Source organism: Candidatus Nomurabacteria bacterium, assembly GCA_020632395.1.
Taxonomy (GTDB): domain Bacteria; phylum Patescibacteriota; class Dojkabacteria; order SC72; family JAHDCA01; genus JACKFQ01.
In genome coordinates this window covers 16,285-42,927 of record JACKFQ010000004.1, presented here as the reverse complement: position 1 = coordinate 42,927, position 26,643 = coordinate 16,285, and the positions used below count along the sequence as shown (strand labels likewise).

The following is a 26,643-nucleotide window of genomic DNA, read 5'->3' as shown; positions in this document are numbered from 1 at the left end:
GGTTTTCCGTACCTCCACCCTATCCAGCTAACCTATAGATATGAGAATCTTTCCGATTATGTCTTCACACCCGAGGGAGAGTTAAGGATCTTTGATACGGTCACAAATGAAAGACTTGCTAAGGAACGTCTTAATGCTGATGGTGCTAGAGCATATCCTGATAGAACATTCTCAGAGGATTTTACCTTTGACTTATGGACGATCGACAATGCATTCCACGACCTCCGTGTGGTGACCCGAACATACAATCAGTTCGATGATGCGTATTTGGAATCGGCCGTCATCATCCCGGGTTTGAATAAGTGGGTGGTGTATGGAATCGGTGCGGTGGTACTATTTGGAGTTTATAGGGTTGTGAAGAAAGTACGGAGAGGCATAGGCAAGAAGGGTGCAAAAGAGAAATCCACCAGATCTAAATAACCCCAGAGGGCATATTTTCCATTACTGTGACAAGAACAGAGCATCTGTGTCTATTTCACTTGACCAACTGTATATGTGGGGGGGTAGAATGTTGAATACTAACCTATATATTTTTATTAGATGATATAAGAATCATATCCCTCAACATTAGCACCTGATGCACGCTATAGGGAGTTGGAGGGAATAGCAACCGAATTATATGAACATGATTCTGATGTCGGTAGAGTTGGGCATATGCATCAAAGGGTTGCCCAGATCCTAGGGATCGAGATCTCATCGGAAACGATGGCTTACTTCCTCTCGAGTTACTTACTGATTATTGGAAGAGCCGACTCGCATCTGATACTACAAGAGAATTTGCACATGATAACGAGAGGATCGGTTCATATATGGCCATAGTAAATTGGATGAAGAAGGCGGGATACAGTGTAGATGAGGCTTCGGTACAAATACTTCCTCTTAGACTTCGACATTCGAATAATCCTGATGACTGGAGTTTGGGTCTGTATATTCAATTTGAGTCTAACGGTAGTACTCGAGAGTTTATGATCGAACCTGCATTAACGTATAGACAGGTTGGAGATGGCTTCCAACCAGTCTTTGACCAGAGAACAATACAGCATTTTTCAGACTTTGCCGGTGCGAGAGAGGTCTGGAGTTACCCTATTAATTAGATAGAAAGGTCACATATTGAATTACATTAAGCATTTCTGACAAGAATATGGTCGACAGATTGACAGCTCCAAATGCTGTAGAGCTCGAAGATCCAGCATCTCAATATCCAACTTTTTGGCAATGGTCTCAAGATCTAGTTGCCCATGACCGAATGGGAGGAATACTGTTAGAATTTTACTCCCAAACTGGTGGGATGCTTGGACTAGACCCAATAGAAATGTTGAATAATGAAAATGCCGTATACACGAGCTTTATTCCTGTTCCGGTATCGCTAGTGGGTGATAATGTTGAAAATCAAGAAAGAGCTGTGCTAGTTGTTTTACTCAGGATAGGGTCGGCATATAGCTCCGTTGTGATTATGCAGAATGATATCGATTATAGTGGTGCCCTACTATCAGTCGCCTCAAGACAAAAGAAGTTGGCAAAAGGTGCAAGGCAAAGGAACCTTCTAGCAATATCTGCAATATCTGGCCTCTCCATGACCCTAGAGGAACTGTCACTGTTTGATAGATGGAATACTCTACATCCATTATTCCAAGCATTACCTGGTGCTGACCAACTCTTGAACGAGAACTTGATCGAAAATTGGGTACCCTTCTCCAGATCTCATGCAGGTAGACATAGCATACAGGAGCTAAGCAGTACCAAAGGTGGTCGTGTACTGATGAAAAACGCCATGGAATACCATGCTCATCATTTAGGTCAAGGCACGCCAAGAGCCTTTCGTTTGATACCAGTACTTGACCCCGATGGAAAAGTACTTTTGTATACTACTTCTTATGATAGGTCTACAGAACTTAGGGAGATAGTTTTTTCAGCAGAAGATTCAGATGCTTATCAGAAGAGAAGAAGCCCTCACAGGCCAGATGACCCGGTCGAAGATTTCCGTAAAGTTGCACAAAAGTTTGATCTACGCACAAGAATGAGGCCAAATGTTGCCCTACCAAGACGGATCTGGTATTAGAAAAGAATCACCTTACCGGGTGGTTCTTACCAATGGCTAATATATCCTTCTTACGACCTACTGAGGAAGCTGCTGATCCACTACTTCTTCTCCTGTGTCCACCGGATTACCCTCTTCATCAACCAAACCAGTATCTACAGGTTCGTCAGGTAATTGTTCTTCGTCAACTTCCTCTCCCTGTAATGGGTCGTCATTCTCATTTGGTAACTGATCAGGATCAAGCTCACCTTGCAGAACTCCGCCATTCTCGATTGCCTGTTCGACTTGAGCTAGTCTATCCTCCATCAATGTGTAAACCTCAGAATCTGTCGCCTCCACAGCCTCAAGGATCTGCAACCCTCTTTCCAAAAGTGCCTTTGCTGTATCGAAATCTTCTCCTGCTATGCTTAATTCCGTGGCCAACAGCAGTGACGGTATATGATTTGGATTGATCTGAAGTGCCCTACTTACTGTCGCACCAGCCTCTTCTAGCTGTTCACCCGCTACATATAGCTGTGCGGCACGGAAGTATGAGAGGTAGTTTGTAGGATTCAATCTCACCGCCCTATCTGTAGCAGCAATACCGGATGCTACATAGCTAGTTAGGTTCAAATTCACTAGTTGAGAGTAAAGATATCCCCTTGCATCCCAATTTGAGAACAGTAATGGACCCAACTCAGTAGCCTGTCTTGTTTCCTCAACGGCTATTTCGATGACCTGGGTCAATTGAGCCTGAACTTGCTGAAAATCTTCACTTTCCTGAGGGTCAGAACCCTCGCCATTCTCTTTGACATATTCGGTCGAGATGGTATTTGCCTTTTCTACGAGGAGATTCATGTAATCAAGGAGTATCAAAGATCTCCTTCTGTGAAATTGTGAATTGTCTGGTTGTAAATTGGTTGCTTGAGCATACAGATCTATTATTTCTGTTAAAGCAGTTTCTCGCTGATCGATCGTATAGTTGCTAGGCTCATCTACTTGTCTGTCTCCATCTGCTTCTAAAATATCTTGTTGTACTTCTATTATTCGATCCTCTGCCTTTAATGCATAAAGATTTGCTCGAAGAGAATTGAAGTTGAGGTTCAACAAGAACACCCCAATTAATGCTGTTATAAAAGCTAATCCTTTGGGTATCAAGTTACTTTTATTTTGTCCCACCTTCTCAACCAATAGATCCAACTGCATAACAAATGTTTCTGCATCTCTAGGTTCGAGAACCGACCCTACGATCACCCTGAAAGATAACAACATAAAGAGAAGGAAATATAGCATAAAGCCGAAATACACCAGGAATGAAGAGATGAAAAGGAACAATAATACGAAATCAAATGAGAGTAAGGTTATTCTGTTGCTATCTGTTCTACCCTTCTTTGTATGATCATTGAATATCTGGTAGATGATCAATACTCCGACAGCCAACCAGAGAAGTGCTCCAAGTACTCCCCTATTACCCATCAACGTTAGTATCTCGCTATTTCCAAATGTGAAGTTTGTGTTTGTGAGGTCTACATTTCCTATTGCAGCAGGCTTATAGATGTTGTAATAGATGGAAAAGGTATCCACACCGAAACCCATCAACCCAATTCCGATATTCTCAGAGAGTGTGTTTGTGACGATCTGCCAGGTTATCTGACTGGGCAAAGCCACCTGTGAGATCGCATCTGTAGACTCTACTAATTTCTCGTTTACAGATGGGATCTGAGTGACCACTACTCCTACAATAAAGAAAGCTACTATCAAAGTGATCAGTGTAACCTGACTACCTGTGAATAATTTTCTATTTGTAAACAGCAAGAAGATCATCAAGCCTAAGACGACAGCTAAAAGTATCAATACAGACACACCCTGTCCTAATGAGAATAAAATAATTGCCAGAAGATCCACCAATGCAAGGATGAACGACAAGATCGACAGAGAGCTTGATCGCTCGCCCGTATTCATTATTTCAATCATACTTATAAGCACGCCACTCCCCCAGAGGACCAGACCTATGACAGCTGCAGCCACTAGTGGAAATCCCGGTACAAAGAGATCATCCATAGACCCTATAAAGCCAAATAGGTTCACTCCCAAAAAAGATAATGTGCTAAAAAATGCTGAGAGTGTGATCCCAATATTTGAGATCAAGAGGATAGTAAAAAAATCAGACCGATTCCTTACAATCGACCTACCAACGAAAAAGAATGCGATCATCGCCGTAATAGCAACAAAACCCGTACCCAAGCGCATATCATATCCGTACATACTGGATCCCAGATCCTTGGAGAATAGTGTAGATAACAAGTATGAACCGAAGATCGTCAACACAGCAATATCCAAGAACCCTTTCATCACAGCAAATCGCCCACTCAAAAACATTTTCATCACCTCTAGTGTGACTAAAAGTATCGTGATAAGTACTAGGAAGATACCTTTTGAATACTCTGACCACCCCCAAGGTATCGGAAGTATAAATGTTGGAATTATAGTCAATGTAAAGAGAAAGAGTGTTTTCTGAATATTTCCTAAGAATCTCAGGATCTTGTCATCCCCATTTTGGCTATTTATTGCAACCTCTTGATCACCGATCTTATCCTCTACTTCGGAGCTTATCTCTTGCAAGTTCCTCACTTGTGAATCTATCGGTGAATGCCTTATCTGTCCATCAACCACCTGATCTGCCATCGTGCGAGGTCTTTCAACAGAGGGTTCCACACTGGTTGAACTGTGCTGTCGATTCTGTTGATCCTCCTCCCGGAATCGCCTAAGTGCTTCCAATGGCGAAGCTCCTTGAGTACTACTATCAACATTTCCTTGAGTCATTTTTTCAGGTGTTAATTTAGTGCCTTATAGTCAGATAATCTTATCAGAATAGGGTATAGAATTCAATTTTATGATCACTCCAACTCCTTCAAAAACATATCCTCACTCCGCCATTCAAAATGCCTTGATCTGTTCGATAGATCTTCATACTCTCCCCTAGTAAACAACCACCCACTCAGACAAATCCACACCTCAAAGTCAACAGAGAGTTGGTATACCACCACTCGAAACAGATGAAAACGGAGGTCTTTCGACCTCCGTACTAATGCCACCCACGTCGCACTATAAGTTAGCGGGATCACATCATCCCATCCATCCCACCCGGCATCTCAGGCGCAGGCTTCTCCTGCTCTGGTTCATCAGCAACAACAGCCTCCGTTGTGATCAACATAGTTGCTACAGATGCACCATATACAAGTGCTAATCTAGTAACCTTAACAGGATCGGTCACCCCATCCTTCATAAGATCACTATACTCACCAGTCTTAGCATTGAAACCTTTTGTACCGTGACTTTTATCTGCGACAACAGCACCATCTTGACCAGCGTTCTCAGCGATCAACTTCAATGGCTCACTCAAAACCTTTCGCAAGATCTCAATACCAACCTTCTCATCAGGATCAGCCAACTCCATACCATCCAATGCTTCTACTGCATTGTGAAGAGCAAGTCCACCACCAACAACGACACCCTCTTCTAAAGCTGCTCTTGAAGCATGCATAGCATCCTCCACCCTATCTTTCTTCTCTTTCATCTCAACCTCAGAAGCCGCACCAACCTTGATCACTGCAACTCCTCCAGAGATCTTTGCTAATCTCTCTTGTAACTTCTCCTTATCGTAATCTGAAGTTGTAGCCTCTATCTGAGCTTTAACTTCTTTTACTCTTGCAGAGATATCTTCCTTTCGGCCTGCACCATCTACAATTATAGTATTATCCTTGTCCACGATAACCTTCTTAGCACTTCCTAAATCTGAAAGATCTATAGACTCGAGTGTTCTTCCGATCTCTTCAGAGATATAAGTACCACCGGTAAGAACTGCAATATCCTTAAGCATCTCTTTTCGTCTATCTCCAAACCCGGGAGCTTTTACAGCCACCACATTCAACGTTCCTCGAAGTTTATTGACAACTAATGTTGCCATAGCTTGATTCTCAATATCCTCAGCAATTATGAGAAGAGGTCTATCTGCTGCCTGGAGGACTTTCTCTGCGATCGCTTGAATATCTTGGAGTGTAGAGAGCTTCTTGTCAGTTATCAGAATGTAAGGATTATCCATCACTGCTTCAAGGGACTCAGCATCAGTGACGAAGTACGGACTAACATATCCTCTGTCGAATTGCATACCCTCGGTATACTCGACCTCATCAACAAATCCTTTAGCCTCCTCTACTGTGATCACACCATCCTTACCCACTTTGTCAAATACAGAAGCGATCAATTCACCCAAATGAGCATCATTATTTGCTGAAATAGTTGCAGCCTGGGCGATCTCCTCTTTTGTAGAGATCTTCTTTGCATTTCCAAGTAAGTGCTTTACAACTTCTTCGACACCTTTATCGATACCTCTTTTAAGAGCGATCGGATTAGAACCTGCTGCAACCACGCGTAAACCTTCACGAGCGATCGCCTGAGCGATCACTGTTGCTGTAGTTGTACCATCTCCTGCATTATCTGCAGTCTTTGAAGCAGCCTCCTTTATCATCTCTACACCAATATTTGCATAGGGATCTGAGAGTTCGATCTCTTTTGCCACTGTGACACCATCCTTAGTTACAGTTTGTGCTCCATACTTTTTACCTAAAGCCACATTTCGTCCTTTCGGACCGAGGGTGACCTTTACAGCATCAGCAAGGGTATCTACACCCTTCATCAGCTTCTTTCTAGCTTCCTCGTTAAATACGATCTGTTTTGCCATTTTTCTAGTAGATTGGATAATTTATTTAGCCTACAATTGCGAGGATATCTTCCTCAGCTAATACAAAGTATTTCTCTCCATCGATCTCGATCTCGTCAGGAGAATACTTTTTGAAAAAGACCTTGTCGCCTACTTTTACAGTAAATTTGAAGTCCTTTTCACCTGTCCCAAGAACAACAACTGTTCCTACTTCAGACTTCTGATCATCTTGAGCTGATGGAGGAATTATCAATCCACCCTTTGTGGTCTCCTCTACTTCTTCAGGTCGGACTACGACCCTTTTCCCTAACGGGGTGATCTTTACTTTCTTTTCTGCCATAACTTGTAAAGAAATTATTAAATTATATAACTTATGAATTTCCTGTTTCGCGAGTTTAGCAATCCACCTCACGAGCTGCTAAAGATTTTAGCAAAATAGAACAAGGTGTCAAGAGAGAAATGTAAAGAGATCAATTACCGGGTGGTTCGATCTTTTTTGCTTTTATAATAACGGAATCTTCAGTCAATTCGATATTCTCATATAGGCGTGACGTCACGCTTCCTTCATCTGTCACCAGTAAGGCCTCACGGTATCCATCATTGACCCTATCCACGATAAATCCCAAGCCGATACTTTTCAGATCGACCCCCGCTACAATTATAGTAGGTATATATAGCTCAGCACTCTCCTGATCTTCTTTAAACAACTGCACAGAGAACCAAGGGATAGACTTGTTCTCATAAGATAGCTTAAATGACATCTCCCAAAGATTTTCTGACGGTTTGATACTTACAGCATCTAAAGATGTTGGTTCATCTATCTGTTGTGCTATGACATCATATATCAACACTCCCAGTTCTCTTGGTGTAAATACAATAAATGTAGTTGTTTCTGCCTCTTCTTGGAAATTCTGTAATTTTGTCTGTAGATCTGCACGTTCATCTTCAGAAATACTATCCTCAGTGATCAGATAGCTTTGATCGCTCCCGGATGTGATCTCCTCTGCATAAGAACGATATTGTGAGACTAGTATAAATATCATCAAGACAAGCAAGAGAATTATGATCAATCCAAATGATACACACCCTGTGAATAGATATGACAAGCAGCTTCTTTTGTGCATCACAGATGGATAATCAGATGGTTGTACGGCTTGAGAATTCTGCATGGTAGAGATCTGATCACCTATAGGTATGACATCTGGTTCAATACCTAAGACAGCTTCACTCTGATAATCACGATCCGAGTGATTGGTAATTCCCCCATCATTATTAAGAGGTTGTACCTTTTGAGGATTACTTTGGATCTGGTCAGGTGTTTTGTTTATTTCTCTGATCAAGATATTTTTCAACAAAGATGACATAATCAGCAATAGATATTCTCTTATCGGAATTCAGGTCCGAACGCATGTTCAATTTCAGATCGTATTTCCATTCAATATAATCTGCTAGGAATATCGCGTAGTCTGCTAAATTCACAAACCCATCAGAATTGATATCTCCTATCAAGACTGGGGACGGTTCAGGAGGATCAGTTGGTGGTATAGAACCAGCAATTACACATACATTATTCGTACACACAGCCTCCGCATCTGTACATTTATAAACCTGAGGGCAAAGGATCCTAGAATTACACTTCAGGACATCATCACGATACTTCTGATAATATTCGCTATTTATCGCGATCTCATCGCCCCCTTCATTACAAGTACAACAGCTTGAGGAAGCTATACGACAATCCGAATCCACTTCACATGCAAACATAGGGTCTGGCGTACCTCCCGGCTCATTCACAACACAGATCCCATCATCAGAACAGGTACTATCGGTTTGACAAGTACCACAAGAGCCTCCACATCCGTCTGTTCCACACTGTTTCTTTGTACAATCAGGTACACAGCTTGCTGGTGCAGCTTTTTCTCTTATATCAAAATTATCCCCATACGAATACATCACAGCCGCTGTACCCGTCACGACCGCTACCCCAATAAGACCCAGCATAACAAGTTGTCCTGCTCTGGAGTTAGACTTTTTCGTTGTTAGATAAAGATACGTAAAGAGAAAGAGCGACATCAAACATATGCCAGCAAGCCACCAGATAGTATCAGCAAGGGTAATGTTTTTGAAAAGATATCCGGTGGTATCAACACCACCATTGGTCACTTGAAAGCTGATCGGCTCGATCAGTATCTCCTGATCTCCAAAATCAGCTCCAACTACATTGATGGTCACATTACCATCACCGGTAACATCAAATACGAGGTCTCCTAGAGTAGAGATCCTTTTTAGATTCTGACCGGGATTCATCAAGCAAAACAAACCAACCTGATCGGAAAATGATGACACGACTTCAGCAGGACAACTCTCATCTATTGGGCGAAATTCTCTAAATTCGATCGGACCTGAATATCTGACAGTCAGGTCATATCCCGGGGCATCTTGCACTAGAAGCCAAGAAACGGAAACCTCGACACGCTTATTGGTAACATTACCAAGTTTTAGGACGACATCGCCAGATGTTTTTGCATGAACAACACTACCAGATAGGAAAAATATCAGTGATACAAAGATAGCCAAATATCTTGCTGTTCTCATACTCAATTTTACAACAAAATCGACAAGGAAAGAAACTTTTACCGCTTCTTACTGAAATAAGGGATGCGTTGAAGAAGCTTACTACCTTTATCTGCTATCAATTCGACCTCTTTGACATTTGTGGTGAAACTCATCAGGACATAAACAACCCCACCGACAAAACTTGTGACAAAGAGAACCATGGCAACATAAATAGTACGTGTAGTGTCAAGCGAGAAGTCGGTCAAGCGGAATACGAAATACATAAATCCGCTCATGACGAGGGTATTTAATGTCATCTTTGTAATAGGTGCGATCAAAGTATCCCAACATACGATCTTAACCTTGCGGCTTAGAAAGTATAGGTTCAGAACCATCTCGATAAAGAAAGCTACACTAAGACTAAGTGATAGACCTCCAACAGATGCATCATAAACATTCCTCGTTGTGAACCATTTTCCGAGATCACCCCATAAACTCCCTGCACTCTGTAGAAAAGGATCTATCCCGCCGGCCGATATCCCTTCTGCAAGCTGGGATGTTACCTGTGAAATAATTGGTCGCCAATCTTGGTAATGGCTAAAGAAGTTCGTAAAATAGTAACTACCTGCGATATTCACTATCACAGTTATGATAGTAGCTACAAGTGGCAATCTAGTTTCATGAACTGCATATAATGCTCTCAGTGTCAGAGCTACAACAGATTGTCCGATAATTGCCAGACCTAACAGAGCAAGAGCCCAAGATGTCACCACAGTATCCCACCAATCGAACTTTCCAGTACCGTAAGCTAAACGCACGATCGGCAATCTAAGTATAACTAGAATTGCAACTGATGGCAGAACTACAAACATCATTTTTGTAAGAGCTTTATTAAAGGAATTTTTGAATGCCTGCATATCGTTCTTTGCATAATCCTCAGCAAACTGAGGAAGCGAGACTTGTGCGAAAGCACCAGCGAATATATGCACAGGGAATAGATGAAGCGATATCGCAAATCTATATGCACTGAGTGCTCCTTCCGTTAGACTGAAACTAATTATTGTGTTGATGATCACATTGATCTGTTCACCAACATACGCGATGATCCTCGGTATCGCCAACCTGAAAATATGTAGTATCTCTTTTGTGTAAAATTTTGCCTGACCATTGATATTACCTATATCCCGAATTCGTAAATGGATCCTGATGAACTGGTAGGTGATCGGCAGTTGAACAATTAGATGTAAAGCCGAGCCTATCACCACCGACCAAGCTAAGCCAGGAACTTTTGCATTCATTCCCCCAACCATGACCCAAGTACCCCCAATCATTCCGAGGTTATATAGTAATGGTGCAAGGGTAGTTATGAAGAATCTCTTATGCACCTGTAAGAATGCCGTAACAACAGAGCTTATCCCAAGTAGGATCGGAGAGAGTAGCATGATCCTCATCAGCTGGGTAAGAAGATCGATATCTGTCGAATTCAAGGTTGATGTTAGGGATAGTGTCGAATGAATATATCCTGAATCTACAAGAAAACCACTTACATCCCGCGCAAAAATGAATATCAATACACTCAGTAGTACAAAGATGATCGACATAGCAAAGATAGTTGCACTCATTAATTTCACTAATCGTTTTTCACCATCTTTGTAAAGCACATCGGAAAATACAGGTATTATTGCAGCATTAACACTTCCTGCGATTAGTATGTTGAAAAGCGTATCCGGTATAAGAAAAGCTGCCCAAAAAATATCGAGTTCCTTTGAGGCTCCAAAATAGCCGGCGATCAACCTAAACTTCACAAATCCTAGCAGTTTTGTGACAAAAAGTATGCCTGCAATGACTGCTACGGTATCTTTGAGTTTGAATATTCTCTTTAATATGCTCATTACTTTTATTCTGAGATCTATATCACATCTTGCAACTATATATCATCACAAGTAAAGCTCTTCAATGCAAAGATCTCGGTATGTAGGACTTTGCTTTCGTGGATCTCTACCTTTGATCACAGCTGTGTGACAGCCAGAAAACCCCGCTGAAACCTCGTCGAACCGCATCAAAACCTTCGATAAACGCCCGAACCCGCCTTGAGTTGCTTCTGAGTTGTCACGGATTCGCCACTAAATCGCCACTAAACAATACCAAATCACCATGAATCTCTACTGGATCATCGCCGAATCACCGTTGCATCTCCACCGGATCACCGCCGACTCCCCAAGGAATCTCGCAAAACCTAAAAATCCCTTTAAGTTCTGACTGGATCTCTTCAAATCTCCTTAAGCCTCTACCCAACCACAACAAGATCGTGATTTGTTCTCCTGGCAAGACCCAAACTACACGGACAGGAATATGATCCCTTAGAGTTACCGTTTGGTCTGAATTATTTCAGCTTCTTTTTAATTATACTTAACGATATCCGATTATTATAGTACATGTCCATATGGAACATCATCTTCCCAAGAACCTGTGTGAACTGTCAACGGATCGGAAGTTCTGTTTGTAAGAGTTGCTACGAACACAACTTCGTCAGATCTTTACCCGAATGTTATAGCTGTCGTCGATTGAACAGTAATTTTTCTACCCATCGATCATGCAGTCGATCATTATCAGCAGTATTCATTTTATGGCAATATAAAGATATTACCAGAGAATTCTTAAGGGAATATAAATTTCATCTTAACCGGTGTGCATTGGATGATCTACGACCGTATTTGGAAAAGCGGTTGGGTGAGGTACAGAGAGGTATTGTAGCTCGGTCGGTTACCGTACAGGGGTCGGGTGCGGTACAGGGGTCGGGTGCGGTACAGGGGGCGGATGCGGTACGGGGATCGGATGTGGTACGGGGATCGGATGCGGTACGGGGATCGGATGCGGTACGGGGTGCGGATGCGGTACAGGGGGCGGGTGCGGTACAGGGGGCGGATGCGATACGGGGGGCGGATGCGGTACAGGGGACGGATCAAACCCCATCAGATCACATTCTGAAAACGATCATCTGTCCGATTCCTACACATCGATATAGAAAGAATCAGAGAGGATTCGACCACACATATGAGATCGCCAAAGAGATATCAAAGATTCTTCAAATCAATATCCGAAGAGATCTACTCACAAAGCGTTTCGACAATATTAAGCAATCCGGACTAAGTAAGGAGCTTAGAGCAAAAAACTCTCAAGATGTTTTCGAATTATCTGGGGTTCTTGATATCAGTAAAGTAAATCAAGTTATTCTAGTGGATGATGTAATGACAACAGGCTCTACGGTCGAGCTTGCAGCTACTATGATCAAAAATAACTACCCTACAATAAACATAATTGGTTTGGTTCTATTCAGAGGGGTAAATAAAAGATGGTCGGATATCCGACCATCTTGAACATATACGATCTAAACGAGTTTATACCAATTAAGACGTTTTCGACTCTTGCTTGTATCTACGGTTAGTTATATATAACTAACCCACTCTAACTACCAGTTACAATTCCAATTATTCAACAACTTCAGCCTCCTGAGCTTCTGCCTCATCACCTTTATCATCTTTATCATTTTTCTTACCATCCTTCTTCCCGCTCTCATCCTTTACCTTATCTTTATCTCCATCTTTTTCCTTACCCTTCTCTTCAGCCTTTTTAGCCTCCTCTTCTTTAGCTGCCTCGGCGTATAGTTTCTCACTCAATTTCTGGACAACCTCGGTTAGCTCGTCTGTTTGTTTCTTCAGATCTTCTAATTCAACCGTTTCATTCTCTAGAAGTTTTTTGACTTCAGCAATCTTCTTCTCCGTATCCTCCTTCATCTCTTTATCCACTTTTTCGCCTAGATCTTTTAGAAGTTTTTCGGTGTTGAAGATCAATGAATCTGCTTCATTCCTGGCTTCTGCCATCTCTCTTTTCTCTTTATCTGCTTTTGCATTTTTTGCAGCCTCATCCACCATCTTCTCGATCTCATCATCCGTCAAACCTGTTGAGGCTGTTATTGTGATCTTCTGCTCTTTTCCAGTTGCTTTATCTACAGCGGCAACATTTAAGATCCCGTTTGCATCTATCGCAAAAGTCACTTCTACTTGTGGCACACCTCGTGGTGCAGGTGGGATACCGTCAAGTACAAATCTTCCTAATGTTTTATTGTCAGCGGCCATTTCTCTTTCACCTTGTAGTACATGTATCTCTACTGCAGGTTGATTATCTGCGGCCGTTGAGAAGATCTGCTTCTTTTCTACTGGAATTGTTGTGTTTCTTTCGATTATCTTTGTCATGACATTACCTAATGTCTCAAGACCTAGCGAAAGAGGTGTAACATCTAGAAGGGTAATATCTCTAACATCCCCAGCGATCACACCACCTTGAATTGCTGCACCAACAGCTACAACTTCATCTGGATTAACAGTCTTATTTGGTTCTTTTCCAAAAAACTCTTTTACTTTCTTCTGTACTGCTGGCATTCGCGTCATACCACCGACAAGTAGTACTTGGTCAATATCTTCCTTCTTCACTTTGGCATCTGCCAATGCTTTTTTACATGGTTCGACAGTAGCATCGATAAGATCTGATACTAATTTCTCTAACTCTGCTCTTGTGAGAGTTAATTTCAAATGTTTTGGTCCTTTTGCATCTGCGGTGATGTAAGGGATATTGATCTCTGTGTTCTCAGCAGAAGATAACTCTATCTTTGCTCTTTCAGCAGCTTCCTTTAATCTCTGCAGTGCTGTTTTATCATCCCTCAAGTCGATACCATGATCAGCCTTGAAACCATCTGCTAGGTGATCGATCAAAACCTGATCGAAATTATCCCCTCCCAGGTGCGTATCACCATTTGTTGAGAGTACTTCGAAAACGCCATCCCCGATCTCAAGTAGTGAGATATCGAACGTTCCTCCTCCTAGATCGTAGACGGCTATGACCTCGTCCTTCTGTTTGTCCATACCATAAGCAAGTGCTGCTGCAGTAGGCTCATTGATTACACGCTTAACTGTAAGCCCTGCTATCTTACCTGCATCTTTTGTTGCCTTACGTTGTGCGTCATCAAAATATGCTGGAACTGTGATCACAGCTTCAGTTACCGTATCTCCTAAGAATTCTTCGGCATCCTTTTTCAATTTTGCAAGAACCTTTGCAGAGATCTCCTGAGGTGTATACCAATTCTCACCCATTTTCACCTCTATTCCACCATTCTTTGCTTCACGCATTTCAAAAGGTAGTAATTTTTGATCTTTCTGTACCTCTGGATCATCCCATTTCCTTCCGATCAGTCGTTTTACCGAATATACAGTACCTTCCGGATTTGTGACAGCTTGGTTCTTTGCAGGCATTCCGACAAGGACTTGCTCTTTATCATCTACAGCTACTACTGAAGGTGTTAAACGACCTCCTTCAACATTACTGATCACTTCAGGTTTTCCTCCTGAAAGATGTGCAACAACAGAGTTAGTTGTTCCAAGATCTATTCCTATTATCTTTGACATATATGATTAAAAAATGAATTTATTTTTATTTTGCGAGTTTCTTACTTACAACAACCCGCGCAGGTCTGATGACCATTTCTCCCATGACATAACCTGGTTGAACAATTTCAACCACAGTATTCTCTTTACCCTGATCTACGACTGCTATCGCTTCATGTATGCCAGAGTCAAACTGATCACCAACATTCACCTGCATAACCTGTATATCCAAACTCTCCAATACTGTTTTCATCTTACTCATAGTGTCGACTAATCCTTGTATCCATGCCTGTACATCATCACCTATCGTCAATTCTGTAACTGCATTCAAACCGTATTGCACATCATCCATCAAGATGAGTAGGTCTTGTGCGATATGCTTACGTAACTGGATGGACTTCATATCCATTCGCTTATCCATAGCTCTTTCAAGGTTCTGATAGTCTGCTAAGGCTTTTTTCATCTGATTTTCGATCTGCTGTTTCTCATCCTCAACCTTATCTATAGTAAGTGCTAACTGCCTGATCTCTTCTTCCAGCTGAACGATCCTTGCATTTAACGAGCTTGGATCATTCTTTGTTGGAGTGTCCTTTCCTTTTGTATAATTATTGACAGAACTTTTCTTGTTCATACTTGTAGTAAGCCTAATCTTAATTCCATCCTTTTAATGAATCACGAACCGAATCCCTTACCGTATTCAGAACTGGGACCACTTTTCTATAATCCATCCTTCTTGAACCGATCACTCCCATATGTCCCGAACGATTATCCCAGAAGTCAAACTTTGTGAATGCCAATGCAAACTCATCAAGATCCTTTATTCCTAATTCTGCTCCTATCAAGACTGTCACCTCATCTCCGTCATAGCGTGAGAACACATTTTTGAGCATATTCTCATCTTCAAGTAGGTCCAGAGTTCTTTGTAATGCTTCGATATTTCTTAGTTCATCATAATTCATCAAAGAGGAGACTCCATAAGAACGAGACATATCGTCCAGAACAATGAAACTTGCTGAAGATGTGTTATCTACCAACAATTCAAGAATCTGACGTATAAGTTGTTCGGGGTAAAATCTCACTCTAAAGATACCTTGACGGATCTTTACTAGTGAAAGGTTATTATCAACTTTTCCGCTCACCCCTTCATTTAGATATAACCTAAAAGCAAGATCGGTTGGTAATCTACCTGAGGATACATGACTTTTATCTAAGTAACCCATATCCATGAGCTTGACCATCTCATTACGTACTGTTGCAGAGCTGACTTTGAGATTATAATTTTTCACAAGTTGAGTAGAACCCACCTCCTGCGGGTCTTTCATATACTCTTCAATTATCGCCAACAATATCTTCTTTTGTCTTTCTGTTAGATACAAGATTTAGCAAATAAAGAGGTTAACTGCCAATGATAATAGTGCAAGCACAAGCCCGTGTCAAGAAATACTGTTTTTATTGTTGCAAAGGGTATTTTCTTCTGATACAATCACACCGTCATTCAACTAAGTATGTTTTACTATGCAGAAAATCAAACTAGAGAAACGAGAGCTCACTGGGAAAAAAGCCAGAAGACTTCTTTTAGGTGGTGAAGTTCCAGCAGTTTTGTTCAACAGGAACGGAGAGTCCTTCAATACAAAAGTCGAGAAAGGTGACTTGGAGCGACTGATGACTGAGGCCACAACATCCACTATCGTAGACATCAATTATGATGGAAGAGAGGTTCGAGCATTGATCAAGGACACCGATTTTGACCCCATCCGAGGTAACATCCGACATATCTCATTCTTTGAGATCGATCCGGATGTAGACATGACCTTTGAGATCCCTATCGGACTTTCAGGGATATCACCTGCAGTTAAGAACAATCTCGGAGTTTTGGTAACACCTACAAAAACCGTAGAGGTTAGAGGTAAAGTAAAAGATATGGTGGATTCAATAATCATCGACATCACATGGATGGCAAATCCTGGTGACACGGTTACATTAGGCGAATTGAAACTTCCTGAGGGACTTACCTTACCTAATCAAGATCACCTCGATAGAGCTATAGTGACGATCGCCCAACTACAGAAACTTGTTGAGGCAGAGGTTGAAGAAACTGAGGATGAAGAAGATGCAGAAGCAAATGAGGGTGCTGAAGGAGCTGAAGAGACAGAAACAGCAGAGTAAATAGAGCTATCTGTGAGAATATTTGTGAATATCATGAGACCGGTGCAAGCCGGTCTTTTTTGTATATAATAGTGAGAATGAACAAGACGACAATAATCATTGCAGGGTATCAAGAGGAAAACGTTATAGGCAGATCGATAAAGGCTCTTGTGACCTCTGCACAAAAAGCAGGTTTGGATTTTCAGATCATACAGGTCTCACCCGACGAACCGACCTTGAGCGCAGGGAATCAGGTCGCTACTGAACTAGGGATAATTGGGCGGTACAAACAGATCGTTGACCCTCTGAAAGGAAAAGCGTATGCGTTGAACCAAGCCTTAGAGGTCTCTACGGGTGAACTCATCGTAATGTCTGATGGTGATGTATTTGTTGACCAAGAAGCCTTAAAATACCTCTTGGAGCCTTTCCAGGACCAAGATGTAGGTGGCGCAACCGGAAGGCCTTTACCCACTGATACAAAAACAACTTTTATGGGTTACTTAGCAAATCTACTCACCACTGTTGCCCATGTGAAAAGAACAAAGGTTTTTACAGAAAGTGTTGGGAGTTATCTGATGGGTGAGAATGCCTACTTCCCTCTTAGTGGTTATTTGCTGGCTTTTCGGAACAATGATCTACGCTATGCACCTGGATACATTGACGATACTTACATTTCGATCCAGATATTCGAGAAAGGTAAGAAGCTAGCTTATTGTCCCAAGGCAAAGGTATTTGTTACATACCCAAAGAACCTCACCGATTATTTTAAACAACGAAGAAGAAATATCGAAGGAAACCGCGAGCTTCATAAGAAGTTTTCAACCTCGGTAGATGATCAAAGAACCTTACGAAAAGAATTGGAGTTTATTCTATTCCCATTGATGTACGCCCAGAGTCCAAAACAGTACATCTGGTCATTATGTCTCTATCCGATACGATCAATTGCTTGGGTATTAGCTTTTGCCGATAGGTTCAAAAAGAAAGATCGGGATAGACCATGGGATCCAGTACGTTCTACAAAAGCCTGAGACAGAGAGATCCTTTCGTACTAACACGAACAACAACTCCACAACACCTCGACAATACCCTAGACCTATATTTAGCGCCTCTATCAATTCATTAGGTATCGGTTTATGTACGGAAAATATGAACGTGTGGGTTTTGACTCCAATTACTAACGGTGTGGAGATTAAAAAAGAGGTCATCAGACCTCTTTTATCATCAGAATTAAAGTTGTTAATAACGATCTACCATCTGAAATGTGCAAAGGCTTTGTTGGCTTCTGCCATTCTTTCAGTATCTTCCTTTTTCCTAGCGACATCACCGGTGCCATTATAAGCATCCAACATTTCCTTCATAAGTATGTTGGTGAATGAATCACCTGTTTTTGACCTTGCAACATCAACCATCCATCGGATCACAAGAGTTTCCTGTCGTGTTGGACTCACAGGTACTGGGACTTGATAGTTTGCTCCTCCGACACGTCGAGCTTTGATCTCTAATGCGGGTCTGACATTATCTGTCATAGTATTTAAGAATTCCAATGGGTCTACTCCTACTTTCTTTGCGGCTGCTTCAAGAGCATCGTAGAACATCTGCTCAGCTGTACCTCGCTTACCATGTAACATGATCTTATTAATAAATCTTGCCATTAGATCATCTCCGTACTTAGGATCTAATTGCACTTTTCTTTTTTTAGCACGCTTTCCTCGCATCTTTGGTCGTGTTGAAATTATTCAGATGATTTTGCACCGTATTTTGATCTTGCTTTCTTTCTGCCTTCTACCCCTGCTGCATCATATCTACCTCTAACAACAATATATCTAACACCTACCAAGTCTCGTTTTCTTCCAGCTTTGACCATAACTACAGAATGCTCCTGTAGGTTATGACCTTCTCCAGGTATATAAGCAGTCACCTCTTGACCATTTGAAAGTCTAACACGTGCGATCTTTCGTAAAGCAGAGTTAGGCTTCTTTGGTGTCACGGTTCTTACCTGAAGACATACACCACGTTTGAAAGGATTGTTCCTTGTAGTGTATTTATTCTTCAACGGATTGAAATTCGTAGCAAGAGCTTTATATCGTCTCTTTAGTTGCTTTGATTTCCTAGGTTTTCTTACGAGTTGGTTAATTGTCGGCATGGGTTGGATTATACAACATAAGTTATTCTATGACTACTTCTTTAAGATCTGTGATCTCATCATACTCAGCTTCTTCTCCGGAAGGAATCTTTCTACCTATCAAAACATTCTCCTTCATACCGCGTAGGTAGTCGATCTTACCGATGATGGATGATTCCGTGAGTACTCTGACCTGTTCTTGGAAGGACATCGCTGACAAGAAACTTTCGGTCTTTAATGCTGAGGTCTTTATACCCATCAATTTCTGCTGTACAAGTGCGATATTCTTTCCTTGTTTTCTAAGTAGTTCATTCTTTGCCTCGGCAACAAACACGTTCACTAATGATCCTACTAACTGATCAGAATCTCCCTGATCCATTATCATTCCCATCCTTGCCATCTGTCTGACAATGATCTCAACGTGTACGTCATCGATCTGTACACCTTGCTCTGCAAAGACTTCCTGAACTCCACGAACAACATATTCTTGAGCTTTCTCAATTCCTGCAACCTCAGCAAGTTTCTTTGGATCTATAGATCCTTCTGTTAGCGGAGTTCCTGCAACAACCTCTTGACCATCTTGTACAAGAACTGTAAACCCAGGAAGTACATTGACCGTTTCTTCAGCCTTCACATATCCCTCTAGCTTCATTATGCCTGCATCTATTGTTACGACACCATCAACTACAGCCTGCTTCTCAGTGCTAAGTTTGTCTATAAACAATACATCTCCAGTTTTTACTTTGTCTCCATGAGATACATTCACCTTCTTAGCTTCACCTACTACATAGATCCGACTGACCTTCTTCTTACCTTTTATGAGGATAGTCGCAGATCCGTCTTCTGCTTTTTCTACATTTACTTTTCCATCGATCTTGGAGATCTCAGCCTCAGCCTTTGGTGTTCTGGCTTCCAAGAGTTCTTCTACTCTTGGCAATCCCTGCGTGATATCAACCTTCATAGCGCCACCGAAGTGGAATGATCTCAAGGTCATCTGTGTTCCTGGTTCACCAATAGATTGAGCAGCGATGATACCAACAGCTTTACCCATTTCTACATCTTCACCCTGTTCGATATCAAATCCATAACACTTCTTACAGATACCCATAGGTGCTTCACATGTAATTGGTGATCGAGCATATAGACTGTCTATCCCTAATTCAGCTGATCTATCTGCAATATCTCTTGTGATAACGTCATTTTTCTTCACAACAACATTTCCATCCTTATCAACGACATCTTGGGATGCTACTCTTCCGTAGATAGTATCCTCAAAAGAGATCCTTCTGATGTCTTTTCGTCTTATCTGATAACCTTCTCCGTCATAACCACAATCATCCATCCTTATGATCACATCATGAGCAACATCGCACAATCTTCTCGTGAGATATCCAGACGATGCTGTTCTTAGTGCCATGTCAGCAACACCTTTTCTTCCTCCTCCTGTAGCTACAAAGTACTCGAACGAAGATAGACCCTCTCGATAGTTACCTCGGATAGGTAGTGGGATCCATTGACCCGCGGAGTTCCTTACTAATCCCTTCATAGAAATGATCTGTCTGGTCTGGATCTGTCCACCGTTTGCACCAGAGTTCACCATTTCATAAATAGCATTATTCTTGTCCAAGTCTGCCCATGCTTCCTCAGCTAACTGCTCGGTGAATTCACTCCACATATTTGTGGAAAGTGCCTTTTTCTCATTGAATGTAAGTAGTCCCTGTTGGTAGTTCTCCTGTAGTTGGATCTCTTTTGCATCCATCTCTGAGATCTTGCTCTTTAGATCTATGCTCACATCACAGTCTTGCATAGCAAATGAGAAGCCAAGATTTGTTGCATACTCAAAACCGAGTGTCTTCAATTCATCCAAAAGCTCAGTTGTTACTTCTGCAGGGTATCTATTCTTAATATCAGTAATGATGGTTTCTATTTCTGATTTCCCTATCCTTTCATTTATGTATGGATAGTCACTAGGTAAATGATCATGGAATATACATCTTCCAACACAAGTCTTGTACATCTCATCATTGATCTTCACATAGATCGCCTCGTCAACACCGATCTGATCCTGCTCATAAGCTCTGATCGCAGAGTTCTTATCTGCAAACAGTCGTGGTTTCTCGACCTCGTTGAGGTCCGTTAATAGATAAAATCCTAATAACATATCCTTAGTTGGACTAGCGAGAACCTGACCATTTGCGATACTTACGATATTTTTTGTTGAAAGCATCTTATCCTTACCCTCTTGTAGTGCTTCTTCGGTCAAAAGAACATGAACAGCCATCTGGTCACCATCAAAGTCAGCATTATATGCCTTACATACTAATGGGTGGATCCTGATAGCATCTCCCTCTACCAATACTGGATAAAATGCCTGGATACTATATTTGTGAAGTGTAGGAGCTCTATTTAGAAGTACAGGTTTATCCTTGATTATCTCCTCAAGAATATCCCATACAACATCTTCTGCCTCATCGATCATCTCTTTAGCTACTTTGATATTTGGAGCGAGTTCATTTTCAATTAGTTCGTGTATAACGAACGGTTTGAACATCTCTAAAGCTACTGACTTTGGAAGTCCACATTGGTGTAATCGCAATCTTGTGTCTCCAACTATCACCGCTCGACCAGAGTAATCCACTCGTTTACCAAGTAGATTCCTTCTAAAGATACCTTTTTTACCTCTAAGTTCGTCGGTAAGTGATCTAAAAGGCAATCTCTTACTATTGAGCATTGGCTTACTTGGTCTATGACTATTATCGATCAGTGCATCTACCGACTCCTGTAACATTCTCTTTTCGTTCCTTAGGATCACATCTGGAGCTCCGATCTCTATCAATCTCTTTAACCTATTATTCCTGTTGATGATCCTCCTATAAAGATCGTTAAGATCTGATGTTGCAAACTTACCTCCTGATAGAGGGATGATAGGTCTCAATTCTGGAGGAATGACTGGAAGAACATTAACGATCATCCATGTTGGGTTTATCTTGTTGATGAGAAAACCCTCTATATACTGAAGTCGTCTGATGTATGTAAGTTTTTTATTTTTGGATTTTTCAGCTTTTATTATCGCCTTAAGATTCTTAACTTCACTCTCTAAGTCAAGCTTTTCTAATAGGTGCTGGATTGCTTCTGCTCCCATTTTCGCTTCAAAGAAGATCAGGTCTCTATCAGCAAGGTCTACATACTCATCCTCAGTCAGGTTTGACCCGATCTCGACTTCATTGATAAGTTTGGCGAGCTTGGCGTAGAACATATCTAACTCTTCCTCATGTGCTGCATACTCTCGCCTGACCTTTGCAACAGCTTGGGATCTCTTATGATTGATCTGATTTGTCTTGAAGTCGGACTTTGATTTATCAAGTTTTGCTTTCTTGATCTCTGCTACTTGCTCATCAAATTGAGCGTTGATCTCGTCCAGATCCTCATCAAGCTGCTTCTGAAGCTCTTCCCTTGCTTTCTTTTGATATTCATCCAATTCGGCGAGTTTCGGTTTTCTTTGTTCATCATCAACCTCGATCACCATATATCTCGTATAGTAGATCACTGAGAGCATCTTTTTGTGAGACATGTCTAATACTATAGACATCTTGTTTGGTACACCATAAGCAAACCAAACGTGTGTCACAGGTACTGCAAGTTCGATATGTCCCATTCGCTCCCTTCGAACATCTTTTGAAGTGACCTCAACACCACATTTATCACATACGATACCTTTATATCGTACCTTCTTATATTTTCCACAGAAACACTCGAAATTCTTTGACGGTCCGAATATCTTTTCACAGAAAAGACCTTCCGGTTCTGTTCGAAATGTTCGATAATTGATAGTTTCTGCCTTTGTGACCTCGCCGTACGACCACTGAAGGATCTGCTCCGGAGAAGCCAATGTCAGCTTCAAAGCATCAAAGTCTGAGTAGTCCTGTCTGAATGTCTTCTTATTCGCTTTCATATTCTACTTCCTCGGTTTTAGTTGAAATTAGATCCATATTGATACAAAGCGCATTCAATTCTTTCACAAGAACCTTGAATGACTCCGGAATATTTACTGCCTCTATCTTTTCGCCATGGATGATCGCCTTATATGCAGCCGCTCGTCCTTTTACATCGTCAGATTTGATCGTCAGCATCTCTTGTAGAGCATAAGGAGTACCGTGTGCTTCTAATGCCCACACTTCCATTTCTCCAAATCTCTGTCCTCCCATTTGAGCTTTACCACCTAGTGGTTGCTGGGTGACCAGGGTGTACGGACCAGTAGATCGTGCATGGACCTTCTCATCTGCAATATGCTTCAATTTCAATACATACTTCACACCTACAGTCACTTTCCTAGGGAACTTGTTACCAGAACGACCATCATATAGATCTACTTTCTGATCCATATCATAACCTTCCTTCTTCAACTGCTCTCTCACCCACTCTTCATTAATATCCTCAAATAATGGGAAGGCGAGATTCTTACCCAGTAGGGATGCATACCTACCCCAATGAACCTCTAATGCCTGACCCATATTCATTCTCTTTACAAACGTTGGTGTCAAAACGATATCTACAGGTTCTCCATCAGCAGTGAAAGGCATATCTTCGACAGGTCGTATAGCCGCAACTGTGTTCTTATCTCCATGCCTTCCAGAGATCTTGTCTCCATAATCTAGCTTCTTTGTCTCTGCGACCCAAACCTTCACCTGCTTCAAGACACCAGGTTTTAACTTGTCATCATTATCTACAGATAGTACTTGTGTATTAACGACAATTCCTTTGCTACCATGCGGAACCCTAAGTGAAACATCCCTTACCTCACTAGCTGATTTTCCAAATATAGCTCTCAAAAGCCTCTCTTCTGCAGTTAATTCCTGCTCACCACGAGGAGCTACTACTCCACCGAGGATATCTCCACCAGTAACTCTAGCTCCTACTCTCACTACACCATCAAAATCTAGATTCTGCAAAATTCGCTCACTCACATGAGGAATATCTGCAGTCAATACCTCAGGACCCAGTTCAGTATCTCTAAGATCTATAGCGTATTCCTTGATATGGATCGAGGTTAGAGCATCATTTCTAACTAATCTCTCAGAGATGATCACCGAATCTTCATAATTGAAACCCTCATAGAACATTAGTGCAGCTCGTATATTTGTACCAAGAGCCAACTCTCCATCTTTCATCGTAGGACCATCAACAAGTATCTCACCCTTCTTAAACTTCTGTCCTAGATCAACGATCGGTTTCTGTGAGAAAGAGGTGTCATAGTTTGACCTAAAGAATTTGGTTAATTTGTATTCTTTCCTCCCCTTTTCTTTATAATTCACAATAAGTGTTGCTGCATCGACCAAGATCACCTCTCCATCATCCTCAGCATAAATACCCCAGCCGGATTGCTTGGCAACGATCTCTTCATATCCTGTACCAACAAGAGGAGCCTGTTGCTTGATCAGAGGTACTGCTTGTCTCTGCTGGTTTGAACCAGTAAGGGCTCGCTTGGAGTCGTCATGATTTACAAAAGGAATAAGTGCCATACCCACACCTGCTTGCTGTGAAGGCACAATATCAATATAGCTCACCAACCTTACATCCTGGATAAGAAAGTCTCCTTCATGCCTCACAGGTACGACCGGTGCAGTTATATTGGCGTACTCATCCTGCTCCACTCCATACATTGTGATATTCTGCTCAGTTTCAGTAGACGCATCTAGATAGACTACCTCTGTGCCTATATAAGGTACGATCTGTACCTCATCCAACTTCAGGGTTGCAACTTTTTTAGCGACTTCAGATGTCATCACCTCACCTGCCCTAGCAATTATCTTGTTGCCTGATTTGATATCCTCAAGAGGTATCCTGTTTTCTAATTCTTTAGCAACACCTTTTACCGTATTGATCACTGGATAGTAAGGTGCTTCGAGAAATCCGTATTTATTGACTCTGGCAAAGACGGCCAACTGGTTCACAACACCAATAGAAGCGCTCTCAGGACTGGTCACAGGATCAACCCTTGAATAATGTGTGTGGTGAACTTCACGTACTGAGAATGATGCTCGTTCCTTTGTAAGCCCACCAGGTCCAGCCGCAGTGATCTTTCTCTTATTTTCTAATTCTGAAAGGATATTTGCCTGATCCATGAACATTGACAGCTGATTAGAGCCAAAGAAGGTCAGGATTGCTGCAGATACAGGTTTTGCACTGATCAACATAGAAGGAGTAAGTTTTGCATCCTCACCATACATACTCATCTTGTCACGTATATTCTTCTCAACCCTCCTAACACCCACTCTCAATTGGTCAACCAACACCTCTCCAACACTCCTCAATCTTCTATTTGAAAGACTGTCGATATCATCCGGTTGAACAACTCCATTATGGATATTGATCAAACGCTTTATTATCAGAATGATATCGTCAACATACAATTTGCACTCATCGCCTTCAACATCGTATGTGGTTCCCAGTTTTCTGTTTAACTGATAACGTCCAACCTTTCCTAGATCAAACCTCTTATTATTGAAGAAATGACCTTTGATGTACTTCTCAGCACTATCAAGTGTGACGCTTTCGTCAGGTCGTACCTTATTGTATACATTTATTATTGCCTCTTCCTTTGTTCGAGTGAAGTCTCTAGCAAGGGTAGATTCGATAAATCTATGATCTTCATTAGTATCTACATCTTTAAAGAGTTCGTGGATCTGCTCATCGGTCTCATAACCAAAAACTCTCAACAGCTCTGTCACCAAGATCTTTGGTCTCTTCTGTGCCAATCTGATCGAGATAACATTATGCTTATTTACTTCAAATTCATACCACTGACCCCTCTCAGGCATCAGTTTTGCACTATAAAGGTTTCGCGTTGGCAACTTGTCAGTCACTTCGAATAGAACTCCCTCAGCTCTTACTATCTGATGTGTCACAACTCTACGAACACCATTGATAATGAAAAAACCCTGATCGCTCATCAGGGGTACATCAGCAATAAAGATCTCTTGCTCCTTGATCTCGCCAGTTCGATTGTTCATCAACTGTGCAGTAGCATAAAGCGGAGCGTCATACGAAAGACCCTTCTCAGTAGCTTCTTCCATACTTCGGTTTGGTTTATCGTATCTAAAATCCTTGAAATACAAGGTCCACATACGCTCCATCGAGTCTTTGACAGGGTTTATCTCATTAAAGAGAGTCTGAAAGCCTGTTTGTAAAAACTCCTCAAAAGATCTAAGTTGAGCCTCGATCAGATCTGGAAATTGTATCTGTTGTAGGTCAACAACTCCTAGGTTGACTCTACCTGATCGATTAGTGTAGGGTGTTCTGACAGCCATATTTACTTTTTCCGATGAGATTATAGATAAAAACCTAGCCGCGACGCGACGGCTTTGACTCACCTATATGTTTCAAATGTGTAGGGACACTAGACCGATAAAAAATAGCATGCGTATAATAAATTTCAGCGAATCGAAGGGATACTAACATATGGATAATGACATGTCAACAGGCATTTCTGTCTGTTGTGCTGATAATGTCGGAATTGTTTAAAACCATTGGCACATGATAGCAAATAAATAAATTTTAGCAACTGTTAATTTATAACAAATGTATCATATCGAATAGTTCAGGACATGATATAAATGCGATAACTAGCATTAATGCTATTAAACTT

At 41.5% G+C, this 26,643-nt stretch carries 19 protein-coding genes; 6 read left to right on the top strand and 13 right to left on the bottom strand.

Translation table 11 applies throughout. The annotated features are described in order from the left end of the window. The 3 genes from H6763_03680 to H6763_03670 all read left to right on the top strand — a co-directional run. Positions 1-420, top strand: a 420-nt coding sequence (locus tag H6763_03680) for a hypothetical protein (GenBank protein MCB9803905.1), incomplete at its 5' end; no start/stop codon positions are given. 407 nt (positions 421-827) lie between these two features. Further along, entirely contained in the window at positions 828-1,094 is a 267-nt protein-coding gene (locus tag H6763_03675; protein MCB9803904.1) for a hypothetical protein, read from the top strand. A gap of 47 nt (positions 1,095-1,141) precedes the next feature. Continuing rightward, entirely contained in the window at positions 1,142-2,059 is a 918-nt protein-coding gene (locus tag H6763_03670) for a hypothetical protein (GenBank protein MCB9803903.1), read from the top strand. Positions 2,060-2,116: 57 nt separating this feature from the next. On the opposite strand, the gene H6763_03665 is transcribed toward H6763_03670, so the two are convergent. The 6 genes from H6763_03665 to H6763_03640 all read right to left on the bottom strand — a co-directional run bounded on the left by H6763_03665 (position 2,117) and on the right by H6763_03640 (position 11,185). Further along, positions 2,117-4,840 (bottom strand): hypothetical protein, encoded by a 2,724-nt coding sequence (locus H6763_03665; GenBank protein MCB9803902.1) that lies wholly within the window; start codon positions 4,838-4,840, stop codon positions 2,117-2,119. A 298-nt stretch (positions 4,841-5,138) separates the two neighbouring features. Continuing rightward, positions 5,139-6,758 carry a chaperonin GroEL gene (groL, locus tag H6763_03660; GenBank protein ID MCB9803901.1) on the bottom strand — a complete coding sequence of 540 codons (1,620 nt, stop codon included), beginning with the start codon at positions 6,756-6,758 and terminating at the stop codon, positions 5,139-5,141. 25 nt (positions 6,759-6,783) lie between these two features. Continuing rightward, complete coding sequence (locus H6763_03655; protein MCB9803900.1) at positions 6,784-7,077, bottom strand: co-chaperone GroES; 294 nt, start codon at positions 7,075-7,077, stop codon at positions 6,784-6,786. 130 nt (positions 7,078-7,207) lie between these two features. After that, entirely contained in the window at positions 7,208-8,092 is an 885-nt protein-coding gene (locus tag H6763_03650) for a hypothetical protein (protein ID MCB9803899.1), read from the bottom strand. Continuing rightward, positions 8,049-9,332 (bottom strand): hypothetical protein, encoded by a 1,284-nt coding sequence (locus tag H6763_03645; GenBank protein MCB9803898.1) that lies wholly within the window; start codon positions 9,330-9,332, stop codon positions 8,049-8,051. The genes H6763_03650 and H6763_03645 overlap by 44 nt, the downstream gene beginning before the upstream one ends. 38 nt (positions 9,333-9,370) lie before the next feature. Then, positions 9,371-11,185 (bottom strand): murein biosynthesis integral membrane protein MurJ, encoded by a 1,815-nt coding sequence (locus tag H6763_03640; GenBank protein ID MCB9803897.1) that lies wholly within the window; start codon positions 11,183-11,185, stop codon positions 9,371-9,373. 672 nt (positions 11,186-11,857) lie between these two features. Here H6763_03640 and H6763_03635 point away from each other — a divergent pair. Next, positions 11,858-12,670: a hypothetical protein gene (locus tag H6763_03635; GenBank protein ID MCB9803896.1), complete on the top strand. Its 813-nt coding sequence runs from the start codon at positions 11,858-11,860 to the stop codon at positions 12,668-12,670. Between the two features lie 111 nt (positions 12,671-12,781). Here the strand turns inward: H6763_03635 and dnaK are convergent, their stop codons facing one another. From dnaK to H6763_03620, 3 genes are read right to left on the bottom strand one after another with little or no spacing between them, the layout of a single operon-like run. After that, on the bottom strand, positions 12,782-14,752 hold the full coding sequence (gene dnaK / locus H6763_03630) for a molecular chaperone DnaK (GenBank protein MCB9803895.1): 1,971 nt from the start codon (positions 14,750-14,752) through the stop codon (positions 12,782-12,784). Between the two features lie 25 nt (positions 14,753-14,777). Continuing rightward, entirely contained in the window at positions 14,778-15,362 is a 585-nt protein-coding gene (locus H6763_03625) for a nucleotide exchange factor GrpE (protein MCB9803894.1), read from the bottom strand. Positions 15,363-15,381: 19 nt separating this feature from the next. Next, positions 15,382-16,107 carry a hypothetical protein gene (locus H6763_03620; GenBank protein MCB9803893.1) on the bottom strand — a complete coding sequence of 242 codons (726 nt, stop codon included), beginning with the start codon at positions 16,105-16,107 and terminating at the stop codon, positions 15,382-15,384. Between the two features lie 139 nt (positions 16,108-16,246). Between H6763_03620 and H6763_03615 the strand changes: the two genes are divergently transcribed. Next, positions 16,247-16,897 carry a 50S ribosomal protein L25 gene (locus H6763_03615; protein ID MCB9803892.1) on the top strand — a complete coding sequence of 217 codons (651 nt, stop codon included), beginning with the start codon at positions 16,247-16,249 and terminating at the stop codon, positions 16,895-16,897. Between the two features lie 77 nt (positions 16,898-16,974). Continuing rightward, a complete protein-coding gene (locus H6763_03610) occupies positions 16,975-17,904 on the top strand; it encodes a glycosyltransferase family 2 protein (protein ID MCB9803891.1) in 930 nt (309 codons plus the stop codon). A gap of 219 nt (positions 17,905-18,123) precedes the next feature. Here the strand turns inward: H6763_03610 and rpsG are convergent, their stop codons facing one another. The 4 genes from rpsG to H6763_03590 are packed head-to-tail and all read right to left on the bottom strand — an operon-like array spanning position 18,124 to position 26,305. After that, positions 18,124-18,591: a 30S ribosomal protein S7 gene (rpsG, locus tag H6763_03605; protein MCB9803890.1), complete on the bottom strand. Its 468-nt coding sequence runs from the start codon at positions 18,589-18,591 to the stop codon at positions 18,124-18,126. A gap of 17 nt (positions 18,592-18,608) precedes the next feature. After that, the gene (gene rpsL / locus H6763_03600) at positions 18,609-19,019 is read right to left on the bottom strand and encodes a 30S ribosomal protein S12 (GenBank protein MCB9803889.1); all 411 of its coding nucleotides are present in this window, start codon (positions 19,017-19,019) and stop codon (positions 18,609-18,611) included. A gap of 22 nt (positions 19,020-19,041) precedes the next feature. Continuing rightward, entirely contained in the window at positions 19,042-22,950 is a 3,909-nt protein-coding gene (gene rpoC / locus H6763_03595) for a DNA-directed RNA polymerase subunit beta' (protein ID MCB9803888.1), read from the bottom strand. Then, positions 22,937-26,305, bottom strand: coding sequence for a DNA-directed RNA polymerase subunit beta (locus H6763_03590; GenBank protein MCB9803887.1), 3,369 nt, complete (start codon positions 26,303-26,305; stop codon positions 22,937-22,939). Before H6763_03590 ends, rpoC begins: the two co-directional genes overlap by 14 nt. Positions 26,306-26,643: the final 338 nt, after the last annotated feature.